At 67.1% G+C, this 23,394-nt stretch carries 23 protein-coding genes; 12 read left to right on the forward strand and 11 right to left on the reverse strand.

Annotated elements, in window-relative coordinates:
* Window positions 1-118 precede the first annotated feature (118 nt).
* Window positions 119-1,486 carry an MFS transporter gene (locus tag LXE91_RS00810; protein ID WP_039368499.1) on the forward strand — a complete coding sequence of 456 codons (1,368 nt, stop codon included), beginning with the start codon at window positions 119-121 and terminating at the stop codon, window positions 1,484-1,486.
* A gap of 31 nt (window positions 1,487-1,517) precedes the next feature.
* Here LXE91_RS00810 and LXE91_RS00815 read toward each other — a convergent pair whose 3' ends face one another.
* The 3 genes from LXE91_RS00815 to LXE91_RS00825 form a co-directional block, all read right to left on the reverse strand.
* Entirely contained in the window at window positions 1,518-2,099 is a 582-nt protein-coding gene (locus LXE91_RS00815; RefSeq protein WP_039368607.1) for an AAA family ATPase, read from the reverse strand.
* Window positions 2,092-3,513, reverse strand: coding sequence for an alpha,alpha-trehalose-phosphate synthase (UDP-forming) (gene otsA / locus LXE91_RS00820; RefSeq protein ID WP_039368502.1), 1,422 nt, complete (start codon window positions 3,511-3,513; stop codon window positions 2,092-2,094). The genes LXE91_RS00815 and otsA overlap by 8 nt, the downstream gene beginning before the upstream one ends.
* A gap of 138 nt (window positions 3,514-3,651) precedes the next feature.
* A complete protein-coding gene (locus tag LXE91_RS00825) occupies window positions 3,652-3,861 on the reverse strand; it encodes a hypothetical protein (RefSeq protein WP_039368505.1) in 210 nt (69 codons plus the stop codon).
* Between the two features lie 288 nt (window positions 3,862-4,149).
* On the opposite strand from LXE91_RS00825, the gene LXE91_RS00830 reads away from it, so the two are divergent.
* Both LXE91_RS00830 and LXE91_RS00835 read left to right on the forward strand, forming a co-directional pair.
* On the forward strand, window positions 4,150-4,701 hold the full coding sequence (locus LXE91_RS00830; protein WP_046196936.1) for a hypothetical protein: 552 nt from the start codon (window positions 4,150-4,152) through the stop codon (window positions 4,699-4,701).
* Complete coding sequence (locus LXE91_RS00835; protein WP_039368509.1) at window positions 4,698-5,192, forward strand: hypothetical protein; 495 nt, start codon at window positions 4,698-4,700, stop codon at window positions 5,190-5,192. The genes LXE91_RS00830 and LXE91_RS00835 overlap by 4 nt, the downstream gene beginning before the upstream one ends.
* Window positions 5,193-5,261: 69 nt before the next feature.
* Here LXE91_RS00835 and LXE91_RS00840 read toward each other — a convergent pair whose 3' ends face one another.
* On the reverse strand, window positions 5,262-6,599 hold the full coding sequence (locus LXE91_RS00840; protein ID WP_039368511.1) for an ABC transporter ATP-binding protein: 1,338 nt from the start codon (window positions 6,597-6,599) through the stop codon (window positions 5,262-5,264).
* A gap of 22 nt (window positions 6,600-6,621) precedes the next feature.
* Entirely contained in the window at window positions 6,622-8,379 is a 1,758-nt protein-coding gene (locus LXE91_RS00845; protein WP_039368513.1) for an ABC transporter permease, read from the reverse strand.
* 509 nt (window positions 8,380-8,888) lie between these two features.
* Between LXE91_RS00845 and LXE91_RS00850 the strand changes: the two genes are divergently transcribed.
* Window positions 8,889-9,155, forward strand: a complete 267-nt coding sequence (locus LXE91_RS00850) for a double-stranded DNA-specific endonuclease (RefSeq protein ID WP_011545926.1) — start codon at window positions 8,889-8,891, stop codon at window positions 9,153-9,155.
* Between the two features lie 42 nt (window positions 9,156-9,197).
* Here the strand turns inward: LXE91_RS00850 and LXE91_RS00855 are convergent, their stop codons facing one another.
* Window positions 9,198-10,514, reverse strand: coding sequence for an ATP-binding protein (locus tag LXE91_RS00855; protein WP_278068104.1), 1,317 nt, complete (start codon window positions 10,512-10,514; stop codon window positions 9,198-9,200).
* Entirely contained in the window at window positions 10,498-11,223 is a 726-nt protein-coding gene (locus tag LXE91_RS00860; RefSeq protein WP_009693256.1) for a response regulator, read from the reverse strand. The genes LXE91_RS00855 and LXE91_RS00860 overlap by 17 nt, the downstream gene beginning before the upstream one ends.
* Window positions 11,224-11,446: 223 nt before the next feature.
* Here LXE91_RS00860 and LXE91_RS00865 point away from each other — a divergent pair, with 223 nt between their 5' ends.
* Window positions 11,447-11,998: a Spy/CpxP family protein refolding chaperone gene (locus tag LXE91_RS00865; RefSeq protein ID WP_039368523.1), complete on the forward strand. Its 552-nt coding sequence runs from the start codon at window positions 11,447-11,449 to the stop codon at window positions 11,996-11,998.
* Between the two features lie 71 nt (window positions 11,999-12,069).
* Here LXE91_RS00865 and LXE91_RS00870 read toward each other — a convergent pair whose 3' ends face one another.
* Window positions 12,070-12,765, reverse strand: a complete 696-nt coding sequence (locus tag LXE91_RS00870; RefSeq protein ID WP_039368526.1) for a pirin family protein — start codon at window positions 12,763-12,765, stop codon at window positions 12,070-12,072.
* Between the two features lie 370 nt (window positions 12,766-13,135).
* Here LXE91_RS00870 and LXE91_RS00875 point away from each other — a divergent pair, with 370 nt between their 5' ends.
* From LXE91_RS00875 to LXE91_RS00890, 4 genes are all read left to right on the forward strand, one after another.
* Entirely contained in the window at window positions 13,136-13,918 is a 783-nt protein-coding gene (locus LXE91_RS00875) for an ABC transporter substrate-binding protein (protein WP_039368529.1), read from the forward strand.
* A 231-nt stretch (window positions 13,919-14,149) separates the two neighbouring features.
* Window positions 14,150-14,839, forward strand: a complete 690-nt coding sequence (locus tag LXE91_RS00880; RefSeq protein ID WP_021158491.1) for an ABC transporter permease — start codon at window positions 14,150-14,152, stop codon at window positions 14,837-14,839.
* Entirely contained in the window at window positions 14,836-15,549 is a 714-nt protein-coding gene (locus LXE91_RS00885; protein WP_039368534.1) for an ABC transporter permease, read from the forward strand. Before LXE91_RS00880 ends, LXE91_RS00885 begins: the two co-directional genes overlap by 4 nt.
* Window positions 15,550-15,567: 18 nt before the next feature.
* Window positions 15,568-16,347, forward strand: coding sequence for an ABC transporter ATP-binding protein (locus LXE91_RS00890; RefSeq protein ID WP_039368539.1), 780 nt, complete (start codon window positions 15,568-15,570; stop codon window positions 16,345-16,347).
* A 54-nt stretch (window positions 16,348-16,401) separates the two neighbouring features.
* Here LXE91_RS00890 and LXE91_RS00895 read toward each other — a convergent pair whose 3' ends face one another.
* Complete coding sequence (locus tag LXE91_RS00895) at window positions 16,402-16,899, reverse strand: GNAT family N-acetyltransferase (protein WP_039368541.1); 498 nt, start codon at window positions 16,897-16,899, stop codon at window positions 16,402-16,404.
* Between the two features lie 89 nt (window positions 16,900-16,988).
* Here LXE91_RS00895 and LXE91_RS00900 point away from each other — a divergent pair, with 89 nt between their 5' ends.
* Entirely contained in the window at window positions 16,989-17,960 is a 972-nt protein-coding gene (locus LXE91_RS00900; RefSeq protein ID WP_321200091.1) for a LysR family transcriptional regulator, read from the forward strand.
* 563 nt (window positions 17,961-18,523) lie between these two features.
* Window positions 18,524-19,603 carry a porin gene (locus LXE91_RS00905; RefSeq protein WP_039368615.1) on the forward strand — a complete coding sequence of 360 codons (1,080 nt, stop codon included), beginning with the start codon at window positions 18,524-18,526 and terminating at the stop codon, window positions 19,601-19,603.
* Between the two features lie 143 nt (window positions 19,604-19,746).
* Here the strand turns inward: LXE91_RS00905 and LXE91_RS00910 are convergent, their stop codons facing one another.
* Both LXE91_RS00910 and LXE91_RS00915 read right to left on the reverse strand, forming a co-directional pair.
* Window positions 19,747-20,085, reverse strand: coding sequence for a P-II family nitrogen regulator (locus LXE91_RS00910; protein WP_006398637.1), 339 nt, complete (start codon window positions 20,083-20,085; stop codon window positions 19,747-19,749).
* An 83-nt stretch (window positions 20,086-20,168) separates the two neighbouring features.
* On the reverse strand, window positions 20,169-21,875 hold the full coding sequence (locus LXE91_RS00915; protein WP_039368619.1) for an NAD+ synthase: 1,707 nt from the start codon (window positions 21,873-21,875) through the stop codon (window positions 20,169-20,171).
* A gap of 110 nt (window positions 21,876-21,985) precedes the next feature.
* On the opposite strand from LXE91_RS00915, the gene LXE91_RS00920 reads away from it, so the two are divergent.
* Window positions 21,986-23,164 carry a GNAT family N-acetyltransferase gene (locus tag LXE91_RS00920; RefSeq protein WP_039368545.1) on the forward strand — a complete coding sequence of 393 codons (1,179 nt, stop codon included), beginning with the start codon at window positions 21,986-21,988 and terminating at the stop codon, window positions 23,162-23,164.
* The last annotated feature ends 230 nt before the right edge of the window (window positions 23,165-23,394 follow it).

A 23,394-nucleotide genomic window follows, 5' to 3' on the forward strand; every position in this document is an offset into this window, starting at 1 on the left:
GGCCCCGCTCCGGTGCAGTTGCGCCGGCCGGGCCGCTCATCGCCGCCTCCACCCTTGCGCATGGTTGCGCACGCAACCGGCAACCGGGCGCGCGGACAACCACGCCTCTGCTCCCGCCATGAACGCCGATACCGGCCTGCCGCTTCCGCAACGCTACTGGGCGATCGTCTGCGTCGCACTGGGCATCACGCTCGCCGTGCTCGACGGCGCCATCGCGAACGTCGCGCTGCCGACGATCGCACGCGACCTGCACGCATCCGACGCCGCGTCGATCTGGATCGTCAACGCGTACCAGCTCGCGGTCACGATCACGCTGCTGCCGCTCGCGTCGCTCGGCGAGCGCATCGGCTATCGCCGCATCTACATTGCCGGGCTCGCGCTGTTCACCGCGGCGTCGCTCGGCTGCGCGCTCGCCGGCTCGCTGCCGATGCTGGCCGTGATGCGCGTGATCCAGGGCTTCGGCGCGGCCGGCATCATGAGCGTCAACGCGGCGCTCGTGCGGATGATCTACCCGTCGTCGATGCTCGGGCGCGGGCTGTCGATCAATGCGATGGTGGTGGCGCTGTCGTCGGCGATCGGGCCGACGGTCGCGTCCGCGATCCTGTCGTTCGCCTCGTGGCCGTGGCTGTTCGCGGTCAACGTGCCGATCGGTATCGCCGCGGTATTCGGCAGCCTGCGTGCGCTGCCGGCCAACCCGCTGCACGACGCGCCGTACGATTTCGCGAGCGCGCTGATGAACGCATGCGTGTTCGGGCTGCTGATCACGGCCGTGGACGGGCTCGGCCACGGCGAGGCCCATGCGTACGTCGCGGCCGAGCTGGCCGTCGCGTTAGTCGTCGGCTACTTCTTCGTGAAGCGCCAGCTGTCGCAGCCGGCGCCGCTCTTGCCGGTCGACCTGATGCGCATCCCGATGTTCGCGCTGTCGGTCTATACGTCGACGGCGTCGTTCACGTCGCAGATGCTCGCGTTCGTCGCGCTGCCGTTCTGGCTGCAGAACTCGCTCGGCTTCTCGCAGGTCGAGACGGGCCTGTACATGACGCCGTGGCCGCTCGTGATCGTGTTCGCCGCGCCGCTCGCGGGCGTGCTGTCGGATCGCTATTCGGCCGGCATCCTCGGCGGGATCGGGCTCGCGCTGTTCGCGGCCGGGCTGCTGTCGCTCGCGACGATCGGCGCGCATCCAGGCACCGTCGACATCGTGTGGCGGATGGCGCTGTGCGGGGCGGGCTTCGGGTTGTTCCAGTCGCCGAACAACCGCGCGATGCTGTCGTCGGCGCCGCGCGAACGCAGCGGCGGCGCGGGCGGCATGCTGAGCACCGCGCGGCTGACCGGGCAGACGCTCGGCGCCGCGCTCGTCGCATTGATTTTCGGGCTCGTGCCCGATCGCGGGCCGACGATTGCACTCTATGTCGCGGCGGCATTCGCGGCGGTGGCCGCGGTCGTCAGCATGCTGCGCATCACGTCGCCACAGCCGGACACGGCGACCTGACGCCGCCGCGCACCGCGTGCGTGGCCGGGCATCATGCCGCGTCGAGCGCGTCCAGCACGAAGCGCACGCGCGTCTTCACACTCTCGCGCGGCAGTTCGATCAGCCGATAGCCGTATGACGTGTAGCACTCGACCATCGCGTCGTACGTGCGCACGGCTTCCGCGAAATCCTGCCGGCGCTCGGTGTCCTGCGCGTAGATGTCCGGCCACGGCGGCGCGATGAACACGCGCCGGTGGTAGCGGAAACGGCGAGCCGAGGCTTCCGCATGCGCGGGCACCGCGAGCCCTGTCAGGCGCAGATAGCCGATCACGTCCGGCACGCCTCGATCGAAGAACACGGGCCCGCGCGCGCGGCGTGCGAGATCGTATGAGCGCATCTCCCAGCTCAGCATCAGCTCGGCGAACGCCGCCGGGTCCCGCCACGGCAACGCCTGGCCGTCGATCGCCATCTGGTCGCGGATCACTCCGCGCCCTGCTTCCTGCGAGCGCGCGAAACCGGCGCGCTCGAGCGCGTCGAGCAACGTGCTCTTGCCCGACCCCGGGCCACCGGTCACGACGAAGAAGCGGCGGGTAGCGTCGTCCTCCACGCCGGGCGCCGGTCCCAACTCACGCATGCGCAACCCGCCGGCCCGCGCGCCGCGTGACCGACGCGGCCGCCGCGACACTGCGCAAATCGGCGACGAACGTATCGCGCCAGACCGACAGGTCGTTCGCGCGCAGCCGTGCGAGGTTTTCCTCGTGGCGCGCCTGCCGCTCGGCGAGCGGCATCGACAGCGCGCGCTCGAGCGCCTCGGCCATCTGCGACAGGTCGTACGGATTGACGAGGAGCGCGCCGGTCAACTCGGCTGCCGCGCCCGCGAACTCCGACAGCACGAGCACGCCCGGATCGGCCGGATCCTGCGACGCGACGTACTCCTTCGCGACGAGATTCATCCCGTCGCGCAGCGGCGTCACGTAGCCCACCTGCGACATCCGGAAGAACGCCATCAGCAGGTTGCGCTCGTACTTGCGGTTCAGGTACTGGATCGGCGTCCAGTCGAGCTGCGAGAAGCGGCCGTTGATGCGACCGGCCTCGCCCTCGAGCGTTTCGCGAATGTCCTGATAGGTCTTCACGTCGGAACGCGTCGGCGGTGCGATCTGCAGGAGCGACACGCGCCCCTGCCAGCCCGGCGCGTTCGCGAGCATCCGCTCGAACGACTGGAAGCGTTCGACGAGCCCCTTCGAATAATCGAGGCGGTCGACGCTCATCACCAGCTTGCGGCCGTCGAGCGCCTCGCGCAGCATCTTCACCGGCTTGCGCGTGCCGTACTGGACGGCCGCCTGCGCGATCGCGTCGGGATGCACGCCGATCGGATAAGCGGCGACCTTCACGACGCGGCCATGCGCGTGCAGCATCCCGTCGTCGCTCGCCGCGCCGATCCCGCGCCGCTCGATGTAGTCGGTAAACGCCTGTTTGTCGGCCTCGGTCTGGAAGCCCGCGACGTCGTACGCGCACATGAACTTCACGAGCTCCTCGTGCGGCGGCACGAGACGCAGCATGTCGGGTGACGGAAACGGAATGTGCAGGAAGAAACCGATCGGGTTCTTCACGCCGAGTTCGCGCAGGTAATGCGCGAACGGCAACAGGTGATAGTCGTGCACCCAGATCAGGTCGTCGGGGCGCAGCAATGCGGCGAGCTGCTTTGCGAGCATCGCGTTCACGCGCAGATAGCCCGCGTACTCCTGGCGGTCGAAGCGCGCGAGATCGCCGCGGTAATGGAACACCGGCCACAGCGTCGCATTCGAGAAGCCGCGATAGTACTGGTCGTAGTCGCGCCGGGTCAGCCCGACCGTCGCGTAGGTGACGTTGCCGTCCCGCTGGATTGCGGGCTCGGTGTCGGGTGCGTCGACGATCTCGCCGTTCCAGCCGAACCAGACGCCGCCCGTTTCCTTCAGTGCGTCCATCACGCCGACGGCCAGGCCGCCCGCGCTCGGGCGCGTGTCCTCGCCGGCGGCGACACGATTCGATACCACGATCAATCTGCTCATGCGATTTCCCCTCCTCGATTCGATTGGCTGGCGCGCGACGCGCGCCCAAGCAGGCGCGGCGGCCCGAAGGCGGCCGCGCGGCGACTCAGTTCCGAGAATTGCAATGAAATACGGCGATGGAATGCGGCGACGACCGCATCAGGCGTCCTGCTCCTGACCGAGGTCGCGTTGATAGTCGAGCCCTTCCGGGCGAGCGCCACCCTGGTTGTGATCGCCGTCCGACGGCGTCTCGTCCGGCGCGCCCGCAGGCGGTGCCGATGGCGCGTCGGCCTGCGGACGCGGGCGGTCTTCCGGATGGTCGGCCGCCGCGTCAGGCGGCCGGTGTGACAACTGTTTCGAACGGCGCATGGCTGGGTGTCTCATATGCGGCGCGGCTCGAGGCCGTCGTAGAAACATTCCATAGCAAAACAGTCTAGGTCGCCTGATCGCATCCGAAGGTAACAATTACCTTCAATTTGTAACGTTTCGACCCCTCGGCGCTCATCCATTCGACAATAACGCCGCCCGCGCGCACGCGGCCTGCCGCACGGCGATTTGTCAAAGCTTTGCAATTTTCCTATGACAATTGCGAAACAATGACGCGGCATGACGGCGTGCATGCGACGCCGCTCACCCAGACAGGACTTGCACTCAGGGATGAACATTCGTTTCGAATCGCCGCGCCGGGCCACGCCGGCGCGCGTCGTGCTGGCCGTGATCGCCACGGCCGCACTGCTGTCCGGCTGCAACTCGCTGTACAGCGAGGGCGCGACAGCCGGCGCCGGTATCGCGGGCGCCGCGATCGCCTCCAAGGTCACCAACAACGCCGCCGTTGCGACGGGCATCGGCCTCGGCGCCGTCGCCGGCGCGCGGGCGGGCGTCCAGTACTCGCAGCGCGTCGCGCACCGTTACACCCAGGAACAGATCGCGAAGGCGGCGGGCCCGCTCGACGTGGGCGGCGTCGCGCCGTGGTCGACGCACCACTCGTTCCCGATCGAGGACGATGAGCAGGGTCGCGTGACGGTCAGCCGGATGATCAGCATCGGCCCGCTCGACTGCAAGGAAATCGTGTTCGCGGTCGATACGGCCGCGAAGCCCGACAAGCCGGCGCAATCGGCGTTCTACGTCGCCACGATCTGCCGCGACGGCCCCGTGTGGAAATGGGCGTCGGCCGAGCCGGCGACCGAACGCTGGGGCGCATTGCAATGAGCATCGCGCTCCGTATCGCGGCCATCGGCGCGCTGTGCGCGGCGACGGCCACGCTGTCGGGCTGCGGGTCGGTCGGCGCGGCGAGCGGCGCGCTCGCCGGCGCGGCGACGGGCCTCGTCACCGCGAACCCGGCGGTCGGCGTGGGTGTCGGGATTGCCGTGCAGGCCGCGACCGACGAAGCCGTCAACCGCACGATGAAGCAGCTCCATCAGAACCAGCAAGACGCGATCGCGAAGACGGCCGGCAGCCTGGCCGTCGGCGAAGTGAAGCCGTGGAAGGTGAAGAACACGCTGCCGCTGGAAAACGGCGAAGGCGAAGTTCGCGTCACGCGCGCGTACGCGTCGGCGCTCGCGATCTGCAAGGAATTTGCGTTCTCGGTGAAAGACGGCGACAAGGCCGACTGGTATTTCGCGAATGCGTGCCAGCAGGGCGCGCACTGGAAGTGGGCGTCGGCGGAACCGGCGGTCGACCGGTGGGGGAATCTGCAGTAACCGTGCGATACGCCGCGCATGACGCGCGGCGCATACGCACAAGCCGGGCTGTACAGCCCGGCACGTCGATCAGGACTCGACGTCCTCGAGGCTGAAAATCTCGGTCTGGTCGTTGTACGAGAAGATCTCGCCATAACGGCCCCAGTCGATCACCGCGTCGAGCGTCTCCTCGGCGGCGCCGTCCGACAGGAAATCCTCCAGCTCCTGCTCGAAGCGCACGCGCGGCGCGCGATGGCCCGGGCGCTCGTTCAGCACCTTCTTGATCCGCGCCGCGAGCGGCACGTGCTTCAGCAGGTGATCCGCGAACATCAGCTTGCGCTCCTGCGTGCCGAATTCCGCAAACACGCGCCCCGGCGGCGTCAGGAACACGTCCCCTTCCCGCACGTCCGCGAAGCCGAGGTACTGCAGCACTTCGGCGATCGGGAACAGATCGTCGACTTCCAGATGCAGCGTACGCGCGATTTCCGGCATGTCCGCACGGCCGTGGTACGGCGCCATCGCAAGCGTCTCGATCAGGCCGGCCATCAGGTTGGTCGACACCTGCGGCAGCCAGCTGCCGAGCTCCAGCCCCTTCTTCGTCGCTTCGCCGGTCTGGCGGGCCGTCATCTTCGCGTAGATGTCGTCGACGAGCTTGCGGAACGCCGGGTCGAGCCGGTTGCGCGGATGCTTGAACGGCACCTTGATTTCGGCGATCACGCGGCCCGGGTTCGACGACAACACGAGAATCCGGTCGCACATGAACACCGCTTCCTCGATGTTGTGCGTGACGATCAGCACCGACTTGATCGGCATCCGGCCTTGCGTCCAGAGATCGAGCAGGTCGGTACGCAGCGTCTCGGCCGTCAGCACGTCGAGTGCGGAGAACGGCTCGTCCATCAGCAGGATCGTGGGGTCGACGACGAGCGCACGCGCGAAGCCGACGCGCTGGCGCATGCCGCCCGACAGCTCGCGCGGGTACGCGTTCTCGAAACCGTCGAGACCGATCAGGTCGATCGCGGCCAGCGCGCGCTCGCGGCGCTCGCGCGCGCCGACGCCGAGCGCCTCGAGGCCCGCTTCCACGTTCTGCAGCACGGTGAGCCACGGGAACAGCGCGAAGGTCTGGAACACCATCGCGACGCCTTCGGCGGGGCCGGTCAGCGGCTTGCCGAGATAGGTCACTTCCCCGCCGGTCGGCTCGATCAGCCCTGCGATGATGCGCAACAGCGTCGACTTGCCCGAGCCGGAACGGCCGAGCAGGCCGACGATCTCGCCCTCGCGCAGCGACAGGTTCGCATCGTCGAGCACGAGCAATTCGCCCTGCGTCTTGTTGAAGCCGCGACAGACATGATCGACGCGCAGGATTTCCTCACCAAGGCGCGGCGGTTGGTTCGTCTGGACGGGGGCGTTTACAGCATTCGGATTGTGCATCGCGTTTCGCTCTCAATCGGTCTCAGTCGAGCCGCAGCTTCGCTTCGGCGAAGGCATACAGCGGCCGCCACAGCAGGCGGTTGAACAGGGTGACGAACAGGGACATCACGGCGATGCCCAGGATGATCTTCGGAAAATCGCCGGCGGCGGTGGTCTGCGCGATATAGGCACCGAGGCCGTGCGCCTCGATCTTGGTATTGCCCCACTGCACGGCTTCCGACACGATGCTCGCGTTCCAAGCGCCGCCCGAGGCGGTGATCGCGCCGGTCACGTAGTACGGGAAGATGCCGGGCAGGATCGCCTGCCGCCACCACTGCCAGCCACGGATACGGAAGTTCGTCGCCGCTTCGCGATAGTCGTTCGGGTAGGACGTCGCGCCAGCAATCACGTTGAACAGGATATACCACTGCGTGCCGAGCACGATCAGCGGCGACAGCCAGATGTCGGCGTTCAGGTGGAAGCGCGCGATCACGATCACGAACGCCGGGAACAGCAGGTTCGCCGGGAACGCCGCGAGGAACTGCGCGAGCGGCTGCAGCTTCTCGGCCAGCCTCGGGCGCAGCCCGATCCACACGCCGACCGGCACCCAGATCAGCGACGCAATCGCGATCAGCACGGCCACGCGCAGCAGCGTGATGAGCCCGAGCACGAGCACGTGGCCGACCTCGGCCAGCGTCACGCCGGTCGACACGAAGCTGACCACGCGCCACACGACATAGGCCGTGCCGATCAACACGAGAATCGCCCACGCAATGTCGACCGTACGTGACGCCTTCTTCTCGACACGCGGCAGCGAAAAACGCATCGCGCCCGACAGCGGCAGGCGCAGCGGAATCCGCGCGGCTTTCGCGAAGAACCAGCCCGCCGGCACGAGCAGCTGATGAATCAGGCGCGTGCGACGCACGAGGTCGAGCAGCCACGACTCCGGCGCGTTGCCCGAGCTGGTGTTCTCCATCCGGAACTTGTCGGCCCACGCGACGAGCGGGCGGAACAGGAACTGATCGTACGCGAGGATCACGACCGACATCGTGAGGATCACCCAGCCGACCGCGCCGAGGTTCTTGTCCGCGATCGCCTGCGCGAGATACGCGCCGACTCCCGGCAGCGTGATGGTCTGGTTGCCGACGGTGATGGCCTCCGACGCGACGACGAAGAACCAGCCGCCCGACATCGACATCATCATGTTCCAGATCAGCCCCGGCATCGAGAACGGCACTTCGAGCTTCCAGAAGCGCTGCCAGGAGGTCAGATGAAAGCCCCGCGACACTTCGTCCAGATCGCGCGGCACCGTGCGCAGCGACTGGTAGAAGCTGAACGTCATGTTCCACGCCTGGCTCGTGAAGATCGCGAAGATCGCCGCGAGCTCGGCGCCGAGCACGCGGCTCGGGAACAGCGCGAGGAAGAACGTGACCGTAAACGAGATGAAGCCGAGCACCGGCACCGACTGCAGGATGTCGAGGATCGGGATCAGCACCATGCCGGCACGCCGGCTTTTCGCGGCGAGCGTGCCGTAGATCAGCGTGAACGTGAGCGACGCGACCATCGCGGCGAGCATCCGCAGCGTGGTGCGCAACGCGTATTCGGGCAGGTTCGCCGGGTCGAGCGAAATCTTCTGCGTCTGCAGGGTGCCGATCGGCGCCATCGTTTCGTGGAAGCCGACGACCGCCATCGCGATCAGGCAGATGATCAGCGGAAACGCGATGAAATCCCACCGGTTCGGCAGGACGCGCCACGCGGACGCGTTGGCGGTCCGGTTCGGATTGAAGAATCCGACGTCCATCAGGCGCCCTCCCCGGTAAGGCCGGCCGAAGCCGGCAGTCGATGTTGATTCATGGCAAAGCGCACGGGTGCGGTAATTCGATTGACTGACGATCGCGCGCAAGCGCGGTGCGCCGTGCGTGCATGCGCTGCCGCGCGCCGGACGAGCCGGCCCGCGACGGCACGACACTACACCAACCTGTATTTCAGGTACAACCGTCCGGGAGCGGCGCAGGCGGCGCACGGATCGTGCCTGGCGCGCGGGCGGCTGGCGGGTGCGCGGGTCGAGCAGCCCGGCCGCAATCTTTCGGCCGGCATGCAGGCCCGAATTATGCCGTGATCCGGCCCGCCCGGGAACCCGCCAGCCGCACGTGCACGCAAACCATGTCGGACGTCACCAGCCGGATACGACTATGCGGGTATGATCAGGGCTGGCCCTTGGGGTCTGTGGCGGCCGTTTCGATGGCCACGCATGCGTGTGCCCTCTGTCAGCAAGCCCTGGGGATCGATCGACGAGCGGGAGGAAAGGGAATGGCAGGAAACTTGGTGATCGTCTGTCGCGATCAGGATGCCGACGCGTTCTACGAACTGATGCAGGAGTACGGGTCGTTCCAGACGCGGCTGTCGTCGACGGCGTGGTACCTGAACATGAACGTCGTGCCGGAATCGCTGCAGGAGGAAATCCTGGAGCGCCTCGGCCGGTACACGACCGTCTACATCTTCGAGGCCACCACCGTGACCTACAACACCATCGACAGCAACGCGGCCGAGACGCTCGGCACGCTGTTCGGCGAATGATGCCGCGCGGCGCCAGCCCGGCCGGGTTGGCGCCGCAGCCGCTCATGCGGCCTGTGCGTGGGGTTCGTCCTTCGGCACGACCTCGAACGGGAACGTCATCGCGACGCGCAGGCCGCCTTCGGGACGGTTGCCGATGTCGCACGCCCCGCCCAGCCTGAGTACGAGCCGCTCGACGATCGCGAGCCCGAGCCCGCTGTGGCCGTTGCCGCCGCGCGCCGGGTCGAGCCGCACGAACGGCCGCGTGGCAGCAGCGAGGTCGCGCGGCGCGATCCCGCCACCGCTGTCGCTGACGGACAGCACATAGCCGGCCGGCGTGCGCGCCGTCTCGACGAGCACGGGCGGCGCACCGTACGCATGCGCGTTGTCCAGCAGGTTCGACAGGATCCGGTCGAGCGTCGCCGTCGGCAGCCGGAAGCCCGGATCGGCCTCGAGCCGAGTCTGCACCGTCGGCGCGTTCGGCGCGACCGCGCGATAGCTGCGCGCGATCCGCTCGCACGCCTGATCGACGGGCACCGGCTCGCTGCGATCGGACCCGCCGTGCGCAAACACCAGGAATTGATCGACGATGTGCGACATCGAATCGACGTCGCGCACGACGCCATCGCGCAACCGGGCGTCGTCCATCATTTCCGCCCGCAGCCGCATCCGCGCAAGCGGCGTGCGCAGGTCGTGCGCCACGCCCGCCAGCATCACCGCCCGGTCGCTCTCGGCCTGCGACACCTGTTCCACCATCTGGTTGAAGCCATGCGTGAGCTGGCGCAGCTCGCGCGGGCCGCGCTCACGCAGCGGCGGCACCGGCTGGCCGCGGCCGAAGCGCGCGACCGCGCGTGCCAGCGAACGCAGCGGCTGCTGCAGCTGCCGGGCCGCGAACAGCGCGGCGATCACGCCGGCCGAGAAGATCGTGCCGAGCCACAACAGCATCCGGTCGAGCGAGCGCGGCGGCCGCAGCGGCTGCACCGGCACCACGATCCAGTTGCGGTCGGTCGGCTCCTTCACCCACAGCACCGGCGGATGGCCGGGCGCGCCGATCTCGACACGCGTGCCGGGCGGCATCCGCTCGCTCACGTCGTCGCGGAACCGCTTGAGCGGCGCCGGCAGGCTCGACGGATCGCCGTTCGGCACGTCGGCGCTGTCCGGCGCCACGAGCCGCACGCGCGACGGCAACGGCTGGTCGGGCGTGCGCTCGACGTGCTGGCGCACGGCGTCGACCAGAAACGCGGCCTCTTCGACCGCGTAACGCGTCTGCATCTGGCTGCGCTCGAGCCGCATCGCGAAAAACCACGCGAAGTGAGACAGGAGCAGGACACCGATGACGAGTAGCGCCAGCCGCCCGAACAGTGAATCAATGGGTTTGCGCATGGGCCTCGCCGTCGGGCACGAACACGTAGCCGCGCCCGCGAACCGTCTGGATGAAGCGCGGCGTCGACGGATCCGTTTCGAGGATGCGGCGCAGGCGCCACACCTGGACGTCGATGCCGCGGTCGGTGCCGTCGTACTCGGGCCCGTGCAGCAGCTCGAGCAGCCGCTCGCGCGTGAGCGTGCGCAGCGCATGGTTCACGAAGATCTTCAGCAGCGCGAATTCACTGCTCGACAGCGTGGCCGGCTTGCCGTCGACCGACAGCGTGCGCGCCTGGAAATCGAGCACGAAGCGGCCGAACGCGAACGGCTCGCGCTGTTCGGGCGCCGCGGCCGACGGCGTCGCGCGGCGGCGGCGCAGCACGGCCTGCACGCGCGCGAGCAGCTCGCGCGGGTTGAACGGCTTGCCGAGGTAGTCGTCCGCGCCGAGCTCGAGCCCGACGATGCGGTCGACATCGTCCGCACGCGCGGTCAGCATGATCACGGGGATGTCGTCGCCGGCCGCGCGCAACTGGCGCAGCGCGGTCAGGCCGTCGACGCCCGGCATCATCAGGTCCAGCACGATCAGGTCGGGCCGCTCGCGCTCGAGGCGCTTCTCGAGCGTCGCCGCGTCGTGCAGCACGGACACTTCCATCCCCTGGCGCACGAGGTAGTCGCGCAGCAGGTCTCGGAGTTCTTGGTCGTCGTCGACGATGAGGATCTGGGTAGTCATGGCTCGAAGTTTACCGCGCGAGGGCGGAGTCGAAGAACGAAACAAAGGGACGAAAGGGTTACTGCGGGTTACCGCGCAAGGGAACTGTAATGCGCGGTAACCCGGCCACCGCCCCACGTAACACCGGCCGCGGCCCGCATCGCTAACCTGCGTCTTACCGGATGCGGCACCCGTTTTCCCGGTACCGCATCGCCGGACCCTTTGGATACAAGGAGTTTCTGAAATGTATAAGAAGACTTCCCGCGTGGCCATCGCGGCCGCCACCGTGCTCGCTCTCGCATTCGGCACCGCGCATGCCGCGCAGCCCGACGACATGCCGCCTCCGGGCGGCCCCGGCATGCACCAGATGCACGGCGGGCATGAAGGCGGCCCGTTCGGCGCGATCATGAAACTGCACGACCAGCTGAAGCTCAATGCGTCGCAGGAGCAGCATTGGCAGGCGGCCGTCAACACGATGAAGCAGAACCGTGACGCGATGCGCAAGAGCCACGAGCAGATGCGCGACCAGTTCAAGGCGCAGCAGAACCAGCCGATCCTCGACCTGAGCGCACTGCACTCTGCACGCCAGCAGGCCGAGGCGCAGAACGCGCAACTGCGCGAGCAGACGTCCGCCGCATGGCTCACGTTCTACAACGGGCTGAACGACCAGCAGAAGACGATGGTCAGCACGGCGCTCAAGCAGCAGTTCGCGAAGATGGAACAGCGCCACGAGAAGATGAAGGAGCGCTGGGAGCAGCATCGCGCGGCCAAGGCCGCGTCGGCACCGGCGCAGTAAGCCGGCGGGCCGCTCCGCGGAGCGGCATCGAAGGGGACGCGGGCACCGGCCCGCGTCCCCTTTTTTTCGTTTCAGGCGACGTCGAACAGCAGCACCTCGGCCGCCCGGCCGCGCGCGAACGCCACCGCGTCCACGCCGCCGATCCGCACGCCGTCGCCCGCGGCCAGCGCACAGCCGTTCACCTCGAGGTCGCCGCGCACCACGTGCACGTACGCGCGGCGGCCGGCCGGCACGTCGAACGCTGCCGCCTCGTCGCCGTCGATCAGCCCCGCGAAGATGCGGGCGTCCGCACCGAGCGGCAGCGCACCGTCGCCACCGTTCGGCGCCGCCACCAGCCTCAGCCGCCCGCGTCTCTCGCCGTCGGCAAAGCGCGTCTGCCCGTAGCCGGGCCGGCCACCCGCCCCGGCCGGCGCGAGCCAGATCCGCAGCAGGCGCAACGGCGCGTCACACGATGCGTTGGTTTCGCTCAGCATGACGCCGGTGCCGGCGCTCATGCACTGCACGCCGCCCGCGCGCACGATCGCCCCGTTGCCGAGGCTGTCGCGATGCGCGAGCGCGCCGTGGATCACGTAGGTGACGATTTCCGCGTCGCGGTACGGCCGCATCCCGTAGCCGCGGGTCGGCGCGATGCATTCCTCGTTCAGTTCGCGCAACGCGCCGAACGCCGGCGGCCCGCTCCGGCCGGACGCCCGAGGAAAGCTGTGAAGGAATTCGTGCCACCCTTGGCTGCGCTGGTCGCGATCGGCGGCGCGGCGGATCTGGAACATGGGACGGACACTCCATGAGATGCGTGGTTCTGGCATGCCGTCACTGTATGAGTGTGCCAATCGCGCCACAATCCGCCACCTGCGCACCGCATCGTTGCACCCGCGAATGCAATTGATGCAATACCCATTGTGAATACGGCGATTATCGCAACAGCCGGATCAATGCGTCGAAGAATCGATCGGTCGGCCAGGATTGCCGGTTTCCGGGTATCGCGTTCGGGTAAAATACCGGCCTTTTGGCGTTCGCCGTTCCGGCGGCCGTCATTGCCAACGCGCCGATCGGCGATTTTTGGCCGTCTAGAATACGCCGCGGCGCCCGGTCCGACCGGCCGCGAGCGCTCCCCGGAAAGTCAGCAACAGAAGGATGGAAATGAAGAAGGCCGCCCTGTGCGCCGCCCTCGCCCTCGTGGCGGGCAGCGCCTTCGCGAAGGAGTGGAAGACCGTGCGGATCGGCGTCGACGCCAGCTACCCGCCGTTCGAGTCGACCGCGCCGAGCGGCGAGATCGTCGGTTTCGACGTCGATCTCACCAAGGAAATCTGCAAGCGAATCAACGTGAAATGCGTGTGGGTGGCGCAGGATCTCGACGGGATCATCCCGGCGCTGAAGGCGAAGAAGTACGACGTCATCGTGTCGTCGCTGACCGTCACGGACAAGCGCCGCGAACAGATCGACTTCTCCGACAAGGTATATGACGCACCGGCGCGGATGATCGCGAAGACCGGCTCGCCGCTGCTGCCTACCGTCGCGTCGCTGAAGGGCAAGCGCGTGGGCGTCGAGCAGGGCTCGACGCAGGAGACCTATGCGAAGGCGTACTGGGAGCCGCAGGGCGTGACGATCATTCCTTACCAGAACCAGGACCAGGTCTATGCCGATCTCGGCTCGGGCCGTCTCGACGCGACGCTGCAGGACGAACTGCAGGCCGACTACGGCTTCCTGCGCACGCCGCGCGGCAAGGGCTTCGCGTTTGCCGGGCCGGAAGTGAAGGATCCGAAGACGATCGGCGACGGCACCGCGATCGGCCTGCGCAAGGAAGACACGGACCTGAAGCTCAAGATCAACCAGGCGCTGGCCGACATGCACAAGGACGGCACGTACGACCGGCTGTCGCACAAGTATTTCGCGTTCAGCGTCTATTCGGCTTCGGCCCGCTGAGCGACGAATAGAAGAAACGACGGATGCGGGGGCGGCCCTGCATCCGGTCAGTACAGGCAGTCAATCACGCGCCGCCCGCCTCCTGCCCGCCGTTCGCGCGACGGGCGGGCCCGGCACCGATGCCGGGGCGGACGGTCATGATACGCACGGGGCGTTCCGCGCAGCTTGGGCGGAACGCGTCTTTCGCGGCGCACCGCGTGCGCCCTAAGGGACCACACCAGGGACCACTCAATGTTTCTACAAGGTTACGGCCCGCTGATCCTCGCTGGCACCTGGCAAACCGTCAAACTGGCGGTGCTTTCGCTTGCGCTGTCGTTCCTGCTGGGCCTGCTCGGCGCGGGCGCGAAGCTGTCGCGCAACCGCTTCACGAACGGCGTCGGCACCGTCTACACGACGCTGATCCGCGGCGTGCCCGACCTCGTGCTGATGCTGCTGCTGTTCTACAGCCTGCAGATCTGGCTGAACATGGCGACCGACGCACTCGGCTGGGACCAGATCGACATCGACCCGTTCCTCGCCGGCGTGCTCGTGCTCGGCTTCATCTACGGCGCGTACTTCACCGAGACGTTCCGCGGCGCGTTCCTGTCGGTGCCGCGCGGCCAGCTCGAGGCCGGCAGCGCGTACGGGATGACGAACTGGCAGGTGTTCACGCGGATCATGTTCCCGCAGATGATGCGCTTCGCGCTGCCGGGCATCGGCAACAACTGGCAGGTGCTCGTGAAGTCGACCGCGCTCGTGTCGATCATCGGCCTGGCCGACGTCGTGAAGGCGTCGCAGGACGCCGGCAAGGGCACGCTGCGGTTCTTCTTCTTCACGCTGATCGCAGGTGCCGTCTACCTCGCGATCACGACGATCTCGAACTTCGTGCTGATGTGGCTCGAAAAGCGCTACTCGACCGGCGTCCGCAAGGCTGACCTATGATCGAACTCATCCAAGAATACTGGCGCAACTATCTCTACACCGACGGCTATCGCATAACCGGTGTCGCGATCACGTTGTGGCTGCTGGTCGTGTCGATCGGCCTCGGCTTCTGCCTGTCGATACCGCTCGCGGTCGCGCGCGTGTCGAAGAAGAAGTGGCTGTCTGGCGCCGTGTGGCTCTACACGTACGTGTTCCGCGGCACGCCGCTCTACGTGCAGCTGCTGCTCTGCTACACGGGCCTTTACAGCCTGCAGGCGGTGCGCGGCACGCCGATGCTCGACGCGTTCTTCCGCGACGGGATGCACTGCACGCTCCTCGCGTTCACGCTGAACACCTGCGCGTACACCACCGAGATCTTCGCGGGTGCGATCAAGGCGACGTCGTACGGCGAGATCGAAGCCGCGCGCGCGTACGGGATGTCGACGTTCACGATGTATCGCCGCGTGATCCTGCCGTCGGCGCTGCGCCGCGCGCTGCCGCTGTACAGCAACGAAGTGATCCTGATGCTGCACGCGACCACCGTCGCGTTCACGGCGACCGTGCCGGACATCCTGAAGATCGCCCGCGACGTGAACTCGGCGACCTACATGTCGTTCCATGCGTTCGGCATCGCCGCCCTGCTCTACCTCGCGATCTCGTTCACGCTCGTCTGGCTGTTCCGCCAGGCCGAGCGCCGTTGGCTCGCGTATCTGCGCCCGCAAGGCAAGTAAGTTTTCGCAGGACTATTGATGAACTCCCAGACTCAGAAGCTTTTCGTCGACGATCTGCACAAGCGGTACGGCGACAACGAGGTGCTCAAGGGCGTGTCGCTGAAGGCGAACTCGGGCGACGTGATCAGCGTGATCGGCTCGTCCGGCTCCGGCAAGAGCACGATGCTCCGCTGCATCAACTTCCTCGAGCAGCCGAACGCGGGCCGCATCTTCGTCGACGGCGAGGAAGTGCGCACCGCGCTCGACAAGACGGGCGCGCTGCGCGCGGCCGATTCGAAGCAGCTGCAGCGCGTGCGCACCAAGCTGTCGATGGTGTTCCAGCACTTCAACCTCTGGTCGCACATGAACGTGATCGAGAACGTGATGGAAGCGCCGGTGAACGTGCTCGGCATCCCGAAGAAGGAAGCCGAGGAGCGCGCGCGCGAGTATCTCGAGAAAGTCGGCCTCGCGCCGCGCGTCGAGAAGCAGTATCCGTCGCACCTGTCGGGCGGCCAGCAGCAGCGCGTGGCGATTGCACGCGCGCTCGCGATGCATCCGGACGTGATGCTGTTCGACGAGCCGACGTCGGCGCTCGACCCGGAGCTGGTGGGCGAAGTGCTGAAGGTGATGCAGAAGCTCGCCGAGGAAGGCCGCACGATGATCGTCGTCACGCACGAGATGGGCTTTGCGCGCAACGTGTCGAACCACGTGATGTTCCTGCACCAGGGCCGCGTCGAGGAAGAAGGCGTGCCGTCCGAGGTGTTCGCCAACCCGAAGAGCGAACGCCTGCGCGGGTTCCTGTCGGGCAGCCTCAAGTAACGCACGCCGTACGAGCGGGCGCCCGCGGTTCGCCGCGCGGCGCCCGTTTTGCGTTTACGCGGCGCTCACCGGCGCGCCGTCGGCAAACGCACGCAGTTCGTCGCCCGCGAGCCGGTAGCGCACCCATTCGCTCTGCGGCGCCGCTCCGACGCTCTCGTAGAAGCGGATCGCCGGCTCGTTCCAGTCGAGCACGCTCCACTCGAAACGCCCGCAGCCCGACTCGACCGCGATCCGCGCGAGCGCCTTCAGGAGCCGCAGCCCGGCACCCGCGCCGCGAAAGCGCGGCGACACGTACAAATCCTCGAGATACAGCCCCTGCCGGGCAAGCCACGTCGAATACGAGAAGAAATACACGGCGAAGCCGGCCGGCTCGCCGTCGACCTCGCACATCAGCGCGCGCGCCGGCGATCCCTCGCCGAACAGGCTGCGCTCAAGCGACGCGGGCGTTGCGACCACTTCGTGTTCCGCCTTCTCGTAGATGGCCAGCTCGGTAATGAAACGCAGGATTTGCGGCACGTCGGCGACGGTGGCGGAACGGATATCGATTTGCACGGGTGGGGGCCCTCCTCCGGCCCGGACTTGAAACGGGAAACGGCGCCGCGCAGCCGCGCTGGCACCCGTCAGAGCAACATGCTACGTTCATGCAGCTCCTGCAGGAAGTGCAGTTTCTTCATCCGGACCTGAACATGATGCATCCTGATCTGCGCCGCCTCGACCTGAACCTGCTGCTCGTGTTCGATGCGCTGTACCGCCACCGGTCCGTCGCCGCGGCCGCGCACGAGCTCGCGTTGAGCCCGTCCGCGTTGAGCCACGCGCTCGCGCGGCTGCGCGACGCGATCGGCGACGCACTGTTCGTGCGCCTCGGCAACGAGATGCAGCCGACCGTGCGCGCCGACGACATCGCCACCTGGGCCGGCGACGCGCTCGACACGATGTCGAAGGGGCTCGCCCGCGCACGCCGCTTCGATCCCGCACAAAGCGACCGCACGTTCGTGTTCGCGGCGACCGACTACACGGCATTCGCCGTGCTGCCAGCGTTTCTCGCCCGCATCCAGCATGTCGCGCCGCAGTTGCGGATCCGCGTCGTGCATTCCGACCGCAAGATTTCCGTCGACGAACTCGCGGCCGGCCGCATCGATTTCGCGCTCGGCTACCACGAGGAATCGGCGGCCGACGCGCCGGGCATCGAGGACTTCGACTGGTTCTCCGACGACTACGTCGTGATCGCGAGCGCCACGCACCCGGAGATTCGCCGGCGCCTGACGCTCGACCAGTACCTGGCGGCACGCCACGTGGTCGTCACGCCGTGGAACGAGTCGCGCGGCGTCGTCGACCACGTGCTCGAGCGGCTCGGCCTCGCGCGGCAGGTTGCCGTGCAGTTGCCGACCGTGCTGGCCGCGCCGTTCGTGATCGCGGAATCCTCGCTGCTGATGACGGTGCCGAACCGCGCCGCGCAGGCGCTGCGGCACGCGGCGCCGATCCGCATCTTTCCGGCGCCGTTCGAGATCCCGCGCTACACCGTGAAGGTCTACTCGCATGCGAAGCATGCGCGCACCGATGCGCATCGCTGGATTCGTGCGCAGTTGCTCGACGCGAGGCCCGCCGCCGCCTGACCGACACACGTTGGCACATCGCGCCGGGCCTTGACGGACAAGCGTTCCAGGCAGCGTACGGCCATCTCCGGCGGTCGCCTGCTCATTACGAAATACTTACCAGTTTCTCGTCATTGACGCCTACGCCTGCGCCCCCCGCAGCGTCAATAGTGGCAATCCTTGACCCCCGTTTGCAAAACGCGTGTCTCCCTTGCGGGACAAGGGTTTTCCGTTAATTGCAAACCCTTGGCACCCCTGTTGCCCACCGTGTTGCATGGCAATTTGGCGACACGTGTTAGTCAAACAACGATTTCCATCGCCACAAAATTGTATTTTTGCTAAATTAGTAACCAAAGTAGCAAAACGAAGTTCGTGAAATGTAGTTTAGCTTCACGACACTACAAGGAGACCCCGCAGGCCGACCCGGCTGCGCGGGAATGCTCAACGGTCTTCCGTCCGCTTGCCCGCGTGCTGCGCTTACCGGCCCTGCACGAGGTCTCCCTGGTTATCCCGCTTTTGCCCGGCGCTCGCGCTCCGGGCATCTCGTGCAGTCTGGGTTGACTTTTTGACAGGGTATGGAGGAGATGATGAAGAAAGCTTTGGTCGCGGCCGCGCTGATGGCTGCTGGGGTGGTGACGGCGCACGCGCAGAGCAGCGTCACGCTGTATGGCCGCCTGGATGCCGGCATCGAGTACCTGAACGGCCTGCAAAACGGCCACCAAGTGCGCGCGGAAAGCGGCGACTGGGGCACGAGCCTCTGGGGCTTGAAGGGCACCGAGGACATCGGCGGCGGCAACAAGGTCCTGTTCCACCTCGAAGGCGCGTTCAATACGATGACGGGCGGCTTCAGCGGCTCGATCTGGGATCGTTTCGCGACCGTCGGTATCTCGAACGACCGCTACGGTACGCTGCTGTTGGGTCGCGAGCTCGCGATCGCCAACGGCGTGTGGGACTTCGACCCGTTCGGCCAGTCGGCCTGGTCGACGGCCTCGCTGGTGCGCGGCCGCAACTGGAACAAGACCAGCAACAACGTGTCGTACCAGTCGCCGTCGCTCTACGGCCTCGACTTCTACGGCCAGTTCTCGTTCTCGAACTCGACCAGCTTCAACGGCAACACGACGGCCGGCCAACCGGGCCGTGCAATGGGCGGTCAGGTCACCTACACGAACGCGCTGTTCCAGTTGCGCGGCATCTACGACGAAACGCGCGACAGCAACGGCCGCTTCTCGGACGTGTTCAACTACTCGCGTGAATACTTCGCGGGCGTGAACGTGTTCCTCGGCCAGTTCAAGGTGCAGGCAGCCTACCAGGCATCGCGCGCCGACGGCAGCGGCGGCCCGGCAGTGAACGCCGGCGTGACGGGCACCCAGCAGGTGTGGGGCGGCGTGACGTGGCAGGCAACGCCGGCAGCGGCGCTGATCGCGGCCGTGTATCACGTGAACGCGAACCACGGCGGCGGCAACGCGAACATCTACACGATCGGCGGTTCGTACAACATCTCGAAGCGCACGCTGTTCGACCTGCAGGCCGCGACGGTGCGCAACAGCTCGTCGGCCAACTTCGGTCTGAACGCGAACGGTGCAGGCACCGCCGTGTCGACCGGCAACCCGCATCCGGGCGGCAGCCAGACCGGCGTCTACGCCGGTATCCAGCACCTGTTCTGATCAGGCGCCGTTCTCAAAGAATCGATTCAACGACGTTTTCCACGCTGCTGCGAGAGGCGCGTATCGGTGCGGTACCCAACCGGGTATCGCACCGTTTTTTATTGGCGGGCCGGCTTTGTGCGACCCGCTCACGAATACGGCGCTCAGACGGCCGCTTCGTTCTCTTCGCCGGTGCGGATGCGGATCACGCGCTCGACGTCCGACACGAAGATCTTGCCGTCGCCGATCTTGCCGGTGCGCGCCGCGCCGATCACCGCATCGATCACCTGGTCGACCTGCGCTTCCGCGACGACCACCTCGATCTTCATCTTCGGCAGGAAGTCGACGACGTATTCGGCGCCGCGATACAGCTCGGTATGGCCCTTCTGGCGGCCGAAGCCCTTCACTTCCGTCACGGTCAGGCCCGTGAGACCCACCTCGGCGAGCGCTTCGCGGACTTCGTCCAGCTTGAACGGCTTGATGATGGCAGTAATGCGTTTCATGGTGGTTGTCCCCCAATGCTCGTTTCGATGAAAAATCGCGACCCCGATTGTAAGCCTGCGAGCCGCATGCGGCCCAGCACGGCTCAATCGAGGCGTTCGGTAAACCGTGACGTGATCGGGTAGCGCCAGTCGCGCCCGAATGCGCGATGCGTGACGCGAATGCCGATCGGCGCCTGGCGGCGCTTGTATTCGTTGATCTTGATGAGCCGCGTCACGCGTTCGACGTCGGCCTGCGCATAACCGGCCGCGACGATCTCGGCGAGCGGCCGGTCCTCTTCCATGTACATCCGCATGATCGCGTCGAGCACGTCGTACGGCGGCAGGCTGTCCTGGTCGGTCTGGTTCTCGCGCAGCTCGGCCGACGGCGCGCGCGTGAGGATCCGCTCGGGGATCACGTCGCGCAGCGGGTAGTCGGCCGTTGCGTTGCGATAGCGGCAGAGCCGGTACACGAGCGTCTTCGCGATGTCCTTGATCACCGCGAACCCGCCGGCCATGTCGCCGTACAGCGTGCAGTAGCCGACCGCCATCTCGCTCTTGTTGCCGGTCGTCAGCACGATCGAGCCGAACTTGTTCGACAGCGCCATCAGCAACGTGCCGCGGATGCGCGCCTGGATGTTTTCCTCCGTCGCGTCTTCCGCGCGCCCCGCGAACTCGCCCGCGAGCGATGCGCGGAACGCATCGAACATCGGCGCGATCGCGATCTCGTCGTAGCGCACGCCGACGCGCCGCGCCATTTCCGCCGCATCGGTGGTCGAGATGTCGGCCGTGAAGCGCGACGGCATCATCACCGCGCGCACGCGCTCCGGCCCGAGTGCATCGCAGGCGACGGCCAGCACCAGCGCCGAATCGACGCCGCCAGACAGCCCGATCAGCACGCCCGGAAACCCGTTCTTGCCGATGTAGTCGCGCACGCCGAGCACGAGCGCGCGATATACCTGCGCGTCCGTCGGCAGCTCGGGCTCGATCGCGCCCGGCAGCGGCCGTGCGCCGTCGAATTCGACGATCGCGTGCCCTTCGACGAACTGCGGCATCTTCGCGACGAGCGCGCCCTGCGCGTCGAGCACGAACGAGCCGCCGTCGAACACGAGCTCATCCTGGCCGCCGACGAGGTTCACGTACACCATCGGCAGCCCGGTTTCGCGGATCCGCGCGCGCAGGATGTCGATGCGCACCGCTTCCTTGTTCATGTGGTACGGCGAACCGTTCGGGATCAGCAGCACCTGTGCCCCGGCCGCCTTCGCGATCTGCGCGGCCGATGCATGCCACGCGTCCTCGCAGATGATCACGCCGTATTTCACGCCGTTCAGCTCGAACACGAGCGGCTCGGCGTCCGTCGCGAAATAGCGCTTCTCGTCGAACACCTCGGTGTTGGGCAGATCCTGCTTGCGGTAGGTGCCGACGATCTCGCCGCCGACGATCAGCGAAACCGCGTTATAGGTATCGGTGGGTGGCAGGCCGCGCTCGATCGGGCGGTTTGCATTACCATCGACGGCTGGCGCGTGCGCGCCTTCGTGCGCGCCACGCAGCGGATGGCCGACCAGCACCGCGAGCCCGTCGAACGCCTTCAGTGCGTCGGCGAGTGCGTCGAGTGCCGAGGCGGCCGCCGCGTAGAACGCGGGCCGCAGCAGCAGGTCTTCCGGCGGATAGCCGGACAGCGCGAGTTCCGGCGCGACCATCAGCTGCGCACCATCGTTGTGCGCGGCGCGTGCGGCCGCGACGATCCGCGCGACGTTGCCGGCGAAGTCGCCGACGGTGACGTTGATCTGGGCGAGAGCGAGTCGGGTCTTCATGGCGGGATCGGCGCAGCCCGGCGGCGCGCCCTGAACGGCTGACGAAATCGTCCCGGTGCGGGCCGCGCAGGCCCGCGCATCCGGCGACACAGAACGGTACGGATTCACGCTTGAAACACGAACGCATCGATTATCGCACGGGCATCCTGTCGTCCCCAGCGGAAGTGCCGGCCGACGAATGGAACGCGCTGCTCGCCCGCGACGCGCAGCCGACACCCTTTCTGCGCCACGAATTCCTCGACGCGCTGCACGTCGCGCGCTGCGCGGTCGACGATACCGGCTGGTCGCCGCACTTCGTCACGCTGACCGACGCGCGCACCGGCCGCCTCGCGGCCGCCGCGCCCGTCTACGCGAAACAGCATTCGTACGGCGAATACGTGTTCGACTGGGCCTGGGCCGACGCGTACCAGCGCAACGACCTGCCCTACTACCCGAAGCTGCTGTGCGCGGTGCCGTTCACGCCCGTGCAGGGCACCCGCCTGCTCGCGGCCGACGACGATGCGCGCCGCCGGCTCGCGGCCACGCTGCTCGCGTTCGCCGAGCAGAGCGACGTATCGTCGCTGCACGTGCTGTTCCCGACCGCCGACGAAGCGGCGCTCCTCGAATCGATGGGGATGATGCTGCGCGAAGGCGTGCAGTTCCACTGGATCAACGACGGCTACCGCCACTTCGATGACTTCCTCGGCACGCTCGAACAGAAGAAGCGCAAGAACATCCGTGCCGAGCGGCGCAAGGTGCACGACGCGGGCGTGACGTTCCGGCGGCTCACCGGCGACCGGATCACCGACGCCGACTGGCGTTTCTTCTCGCGCTGCTACCGGCAGACCTATCGCGAACACTATTCGAGCCCGTACCTGAACCTCGACTTCTTCCGCACGATCGGCGCGACGATGCCCGAGAACCTGCTGCTCGTGATCGCGGAAGCCGACGGCCAGCCGATCGCGAGTGCGCTCGCCGTCTACCGGCGCGGCGAAAACGGCGGCGGCACGCTGTATGGCCGCTATTGGGGCGCGCTCGAACACGTGCCCTGCCTGCATTTCGAAACGGCCTACTACCAGTTGCTCGAATTCTGCATCGAGGCCGGGCTCGATACGTTCGAAGGCGGCGCACAAGGCGAACACAAGCTCGCGCGCGGCTTCCTGCCGACCGTCACGCACTCCGCGCACTGGCTCGCGCACCCGGCGTTCTCGGACGCAGTCGCGCGCTTTCTCGAACGAGAGACCGAGCATATCCACGCGTACGTCGACGAACTGCGCGAACACGATCCGTTCCGGCGCGGCCACGAGTAACGCCATCAAGGGCCCCCGCATGCGACGAAGTCACGGCCGGCTTCGCTGCATGCCACATCCCCCCTTCGGCTCGGTGCGCGGCGAGCGTCACCGTCGTCGGCAACGCCTCGATCGCCCACGCGGACGCAATCGTCGAACGCCGGAGCAGCGAAGTTTTCATTGATCCGCCTGAATCGATCTGTTGTACTTGTCACCACACTCCAGCGTCCCAGTTCAAAAAATCGACCGGT

This window comes from Burkholderia contaminans, assembly GCF_029633825.1.
GTDB lineage: Bacteria > Pseudomonadota > Gammaproteobacteria > Burkholderiales > Burkholderiaceae > Burkholderia > Burkholderia contaminans.

Bases quoted from the DNA above. Each gene is read 5' to 3' on its own strand.
- LXE91_RS00810 (WP_039368499.1), top strand. From the start codon at position 119: ATGAACGCCGATACCGGCCTGCCGCTTCCGCAACGCTACTGGGCGATC.
- LXE91_RS00815 (WP_039368607.1), bottom strand. From the start codon at position 2,099: ATGCGTGAGTTGGGACCGGCGCCCGGCGTGGAGGACGACGCTACCCGC.
- otsA (WP_039368502.1), bottom strand. From the start codon at position 3,513: ATGAGCAGATTGATCGTGGTATCGAATCGTGTCGCCGCCGGCGAGGAC.
- LXE91_RS00825 (WP_039368505.1), bottom strand. From the start codon at position 3,861: ATGCGCCGTTCGAAACAGTTGTCACACCGGCCGCCTGACGCGGCGGCC.
- LXE91_RS00830 (WP_046196936.1), top strand. From the start codon at position 4,150: ATGAACATTCGTTTCGAATCGCCGCGCCGGGCCACGCCGGCGCGCGTC.
- LXE91_RS00835 (WP_039368509.1), top strand. From the start codon at position 4,698: ATGAGCATCGCGCTCCGTATCGCGGCCATCGGCGCGCTGTGCGCGGCG.
- LXE91_RS00840 (WP_039368511.1), bottom strand. From the start codon at position 6,599: ATGCACAATCCGAATGCTGTAAACGCCCCCGTCCAGACGAACCAACCG.
- LXE91_RS00845 (WP_039368513.1), bottom strand. From the start codon at position 8,379: ATGGACGTCGGATTCTTCAATCCGAACCGGACCGCCAACGCGTCCGCG.
- LXE91_RS00850 (WP_011545926.1), top strand. From the start codon at position 8,889: ATGGCAGGAAACTTGGTGATCGTCTGTCGCGATCAGGATGCCGACGCG.
- LXE91_RS00855 (WP_278068104.1), bottom strand. From the start codon at position 10,514: ATGCGCAAACCCATTGATTCACTGTTCGGGCGGCTGGCGCTACTCGTC.
- LXE91_RS00860 (WP_009693256.1), bottom strand. From the start codon at position 11,223: ATGACTACCCAGATCCTCATCGTCGACGACGACCAAGAACTCCGAGAC.
- LXE91_RS00865 (WP_039368523.1), top strand. From the start codon at position 11,447: ATGTATAAGAAGACTTCCCGCGTGGCCATCGCGGCCGCCACCGTGCTC.
- LXE91_RS00870 (WP_039368526.1), bottom strand. From the start codon at position 12,765: ATGTTCCAGATCCGCCGCGCCGCCGATCGCGACCAGCGCAGCCAAGGG.
- LXE91_RS00875 (WP_039368529.1), top strand. From the start codon at position 13,136: ATGAAGAAGGCCGCCCTGTGCGCCGCCCTCGCCCTCGTGGCGGGCAGC.
- LXE91_RS00880 (WP_021158491.1), top strand. From the start codon at position 14,150: ATGTTTCTACAAGGTTACGGCCCGCTGATCCTCGCTGGCACCTGGCAA.
- LXE91_RS00885 (WP_039368534.1), top strand. From the start codon at position 14,836: ATGATCGAACTCATCCAAGAATACTGGCGCAACTATCTCTACACCGAC.
- LXE91_RS00890 (WP_039368539.1), top strand. From the start codon at position 15,568: ATGAACTCCCAGACTCAGAAGCTTTTCGTCGACGATCTGCACAAGCGG.
- LXE91_RS00900 (WP_321200091.1), top strand. From the start codon at position 16,989: ATGCAGCTCCTGCAGGAAGTGCAGTTTCTTCATCCGGACCTGAACATG.
- LXE91_RS00905 (WP_039368615.1), top strand. From the start codon at position 18,524: ATGATGAAGAAAGCTTTGGTCGCGGCCGCGCTGATGGCTGCTGGGGTG.
- LXE91_RS00910 (WP_006398637.1), bottom strand. From the start codon at position 20,085: ATGAAACGCATTACTGCCATCATCAAGCCGTTCAAGCTGGACGAAGTC.
- LXE91_RS00915 (WP_039368619.1), bottom strand. From the start codon at position 21,875: ATGAAGACCCGACTCGCTCTCGCCCAGATCAACGTCACCGTCGGCGAC.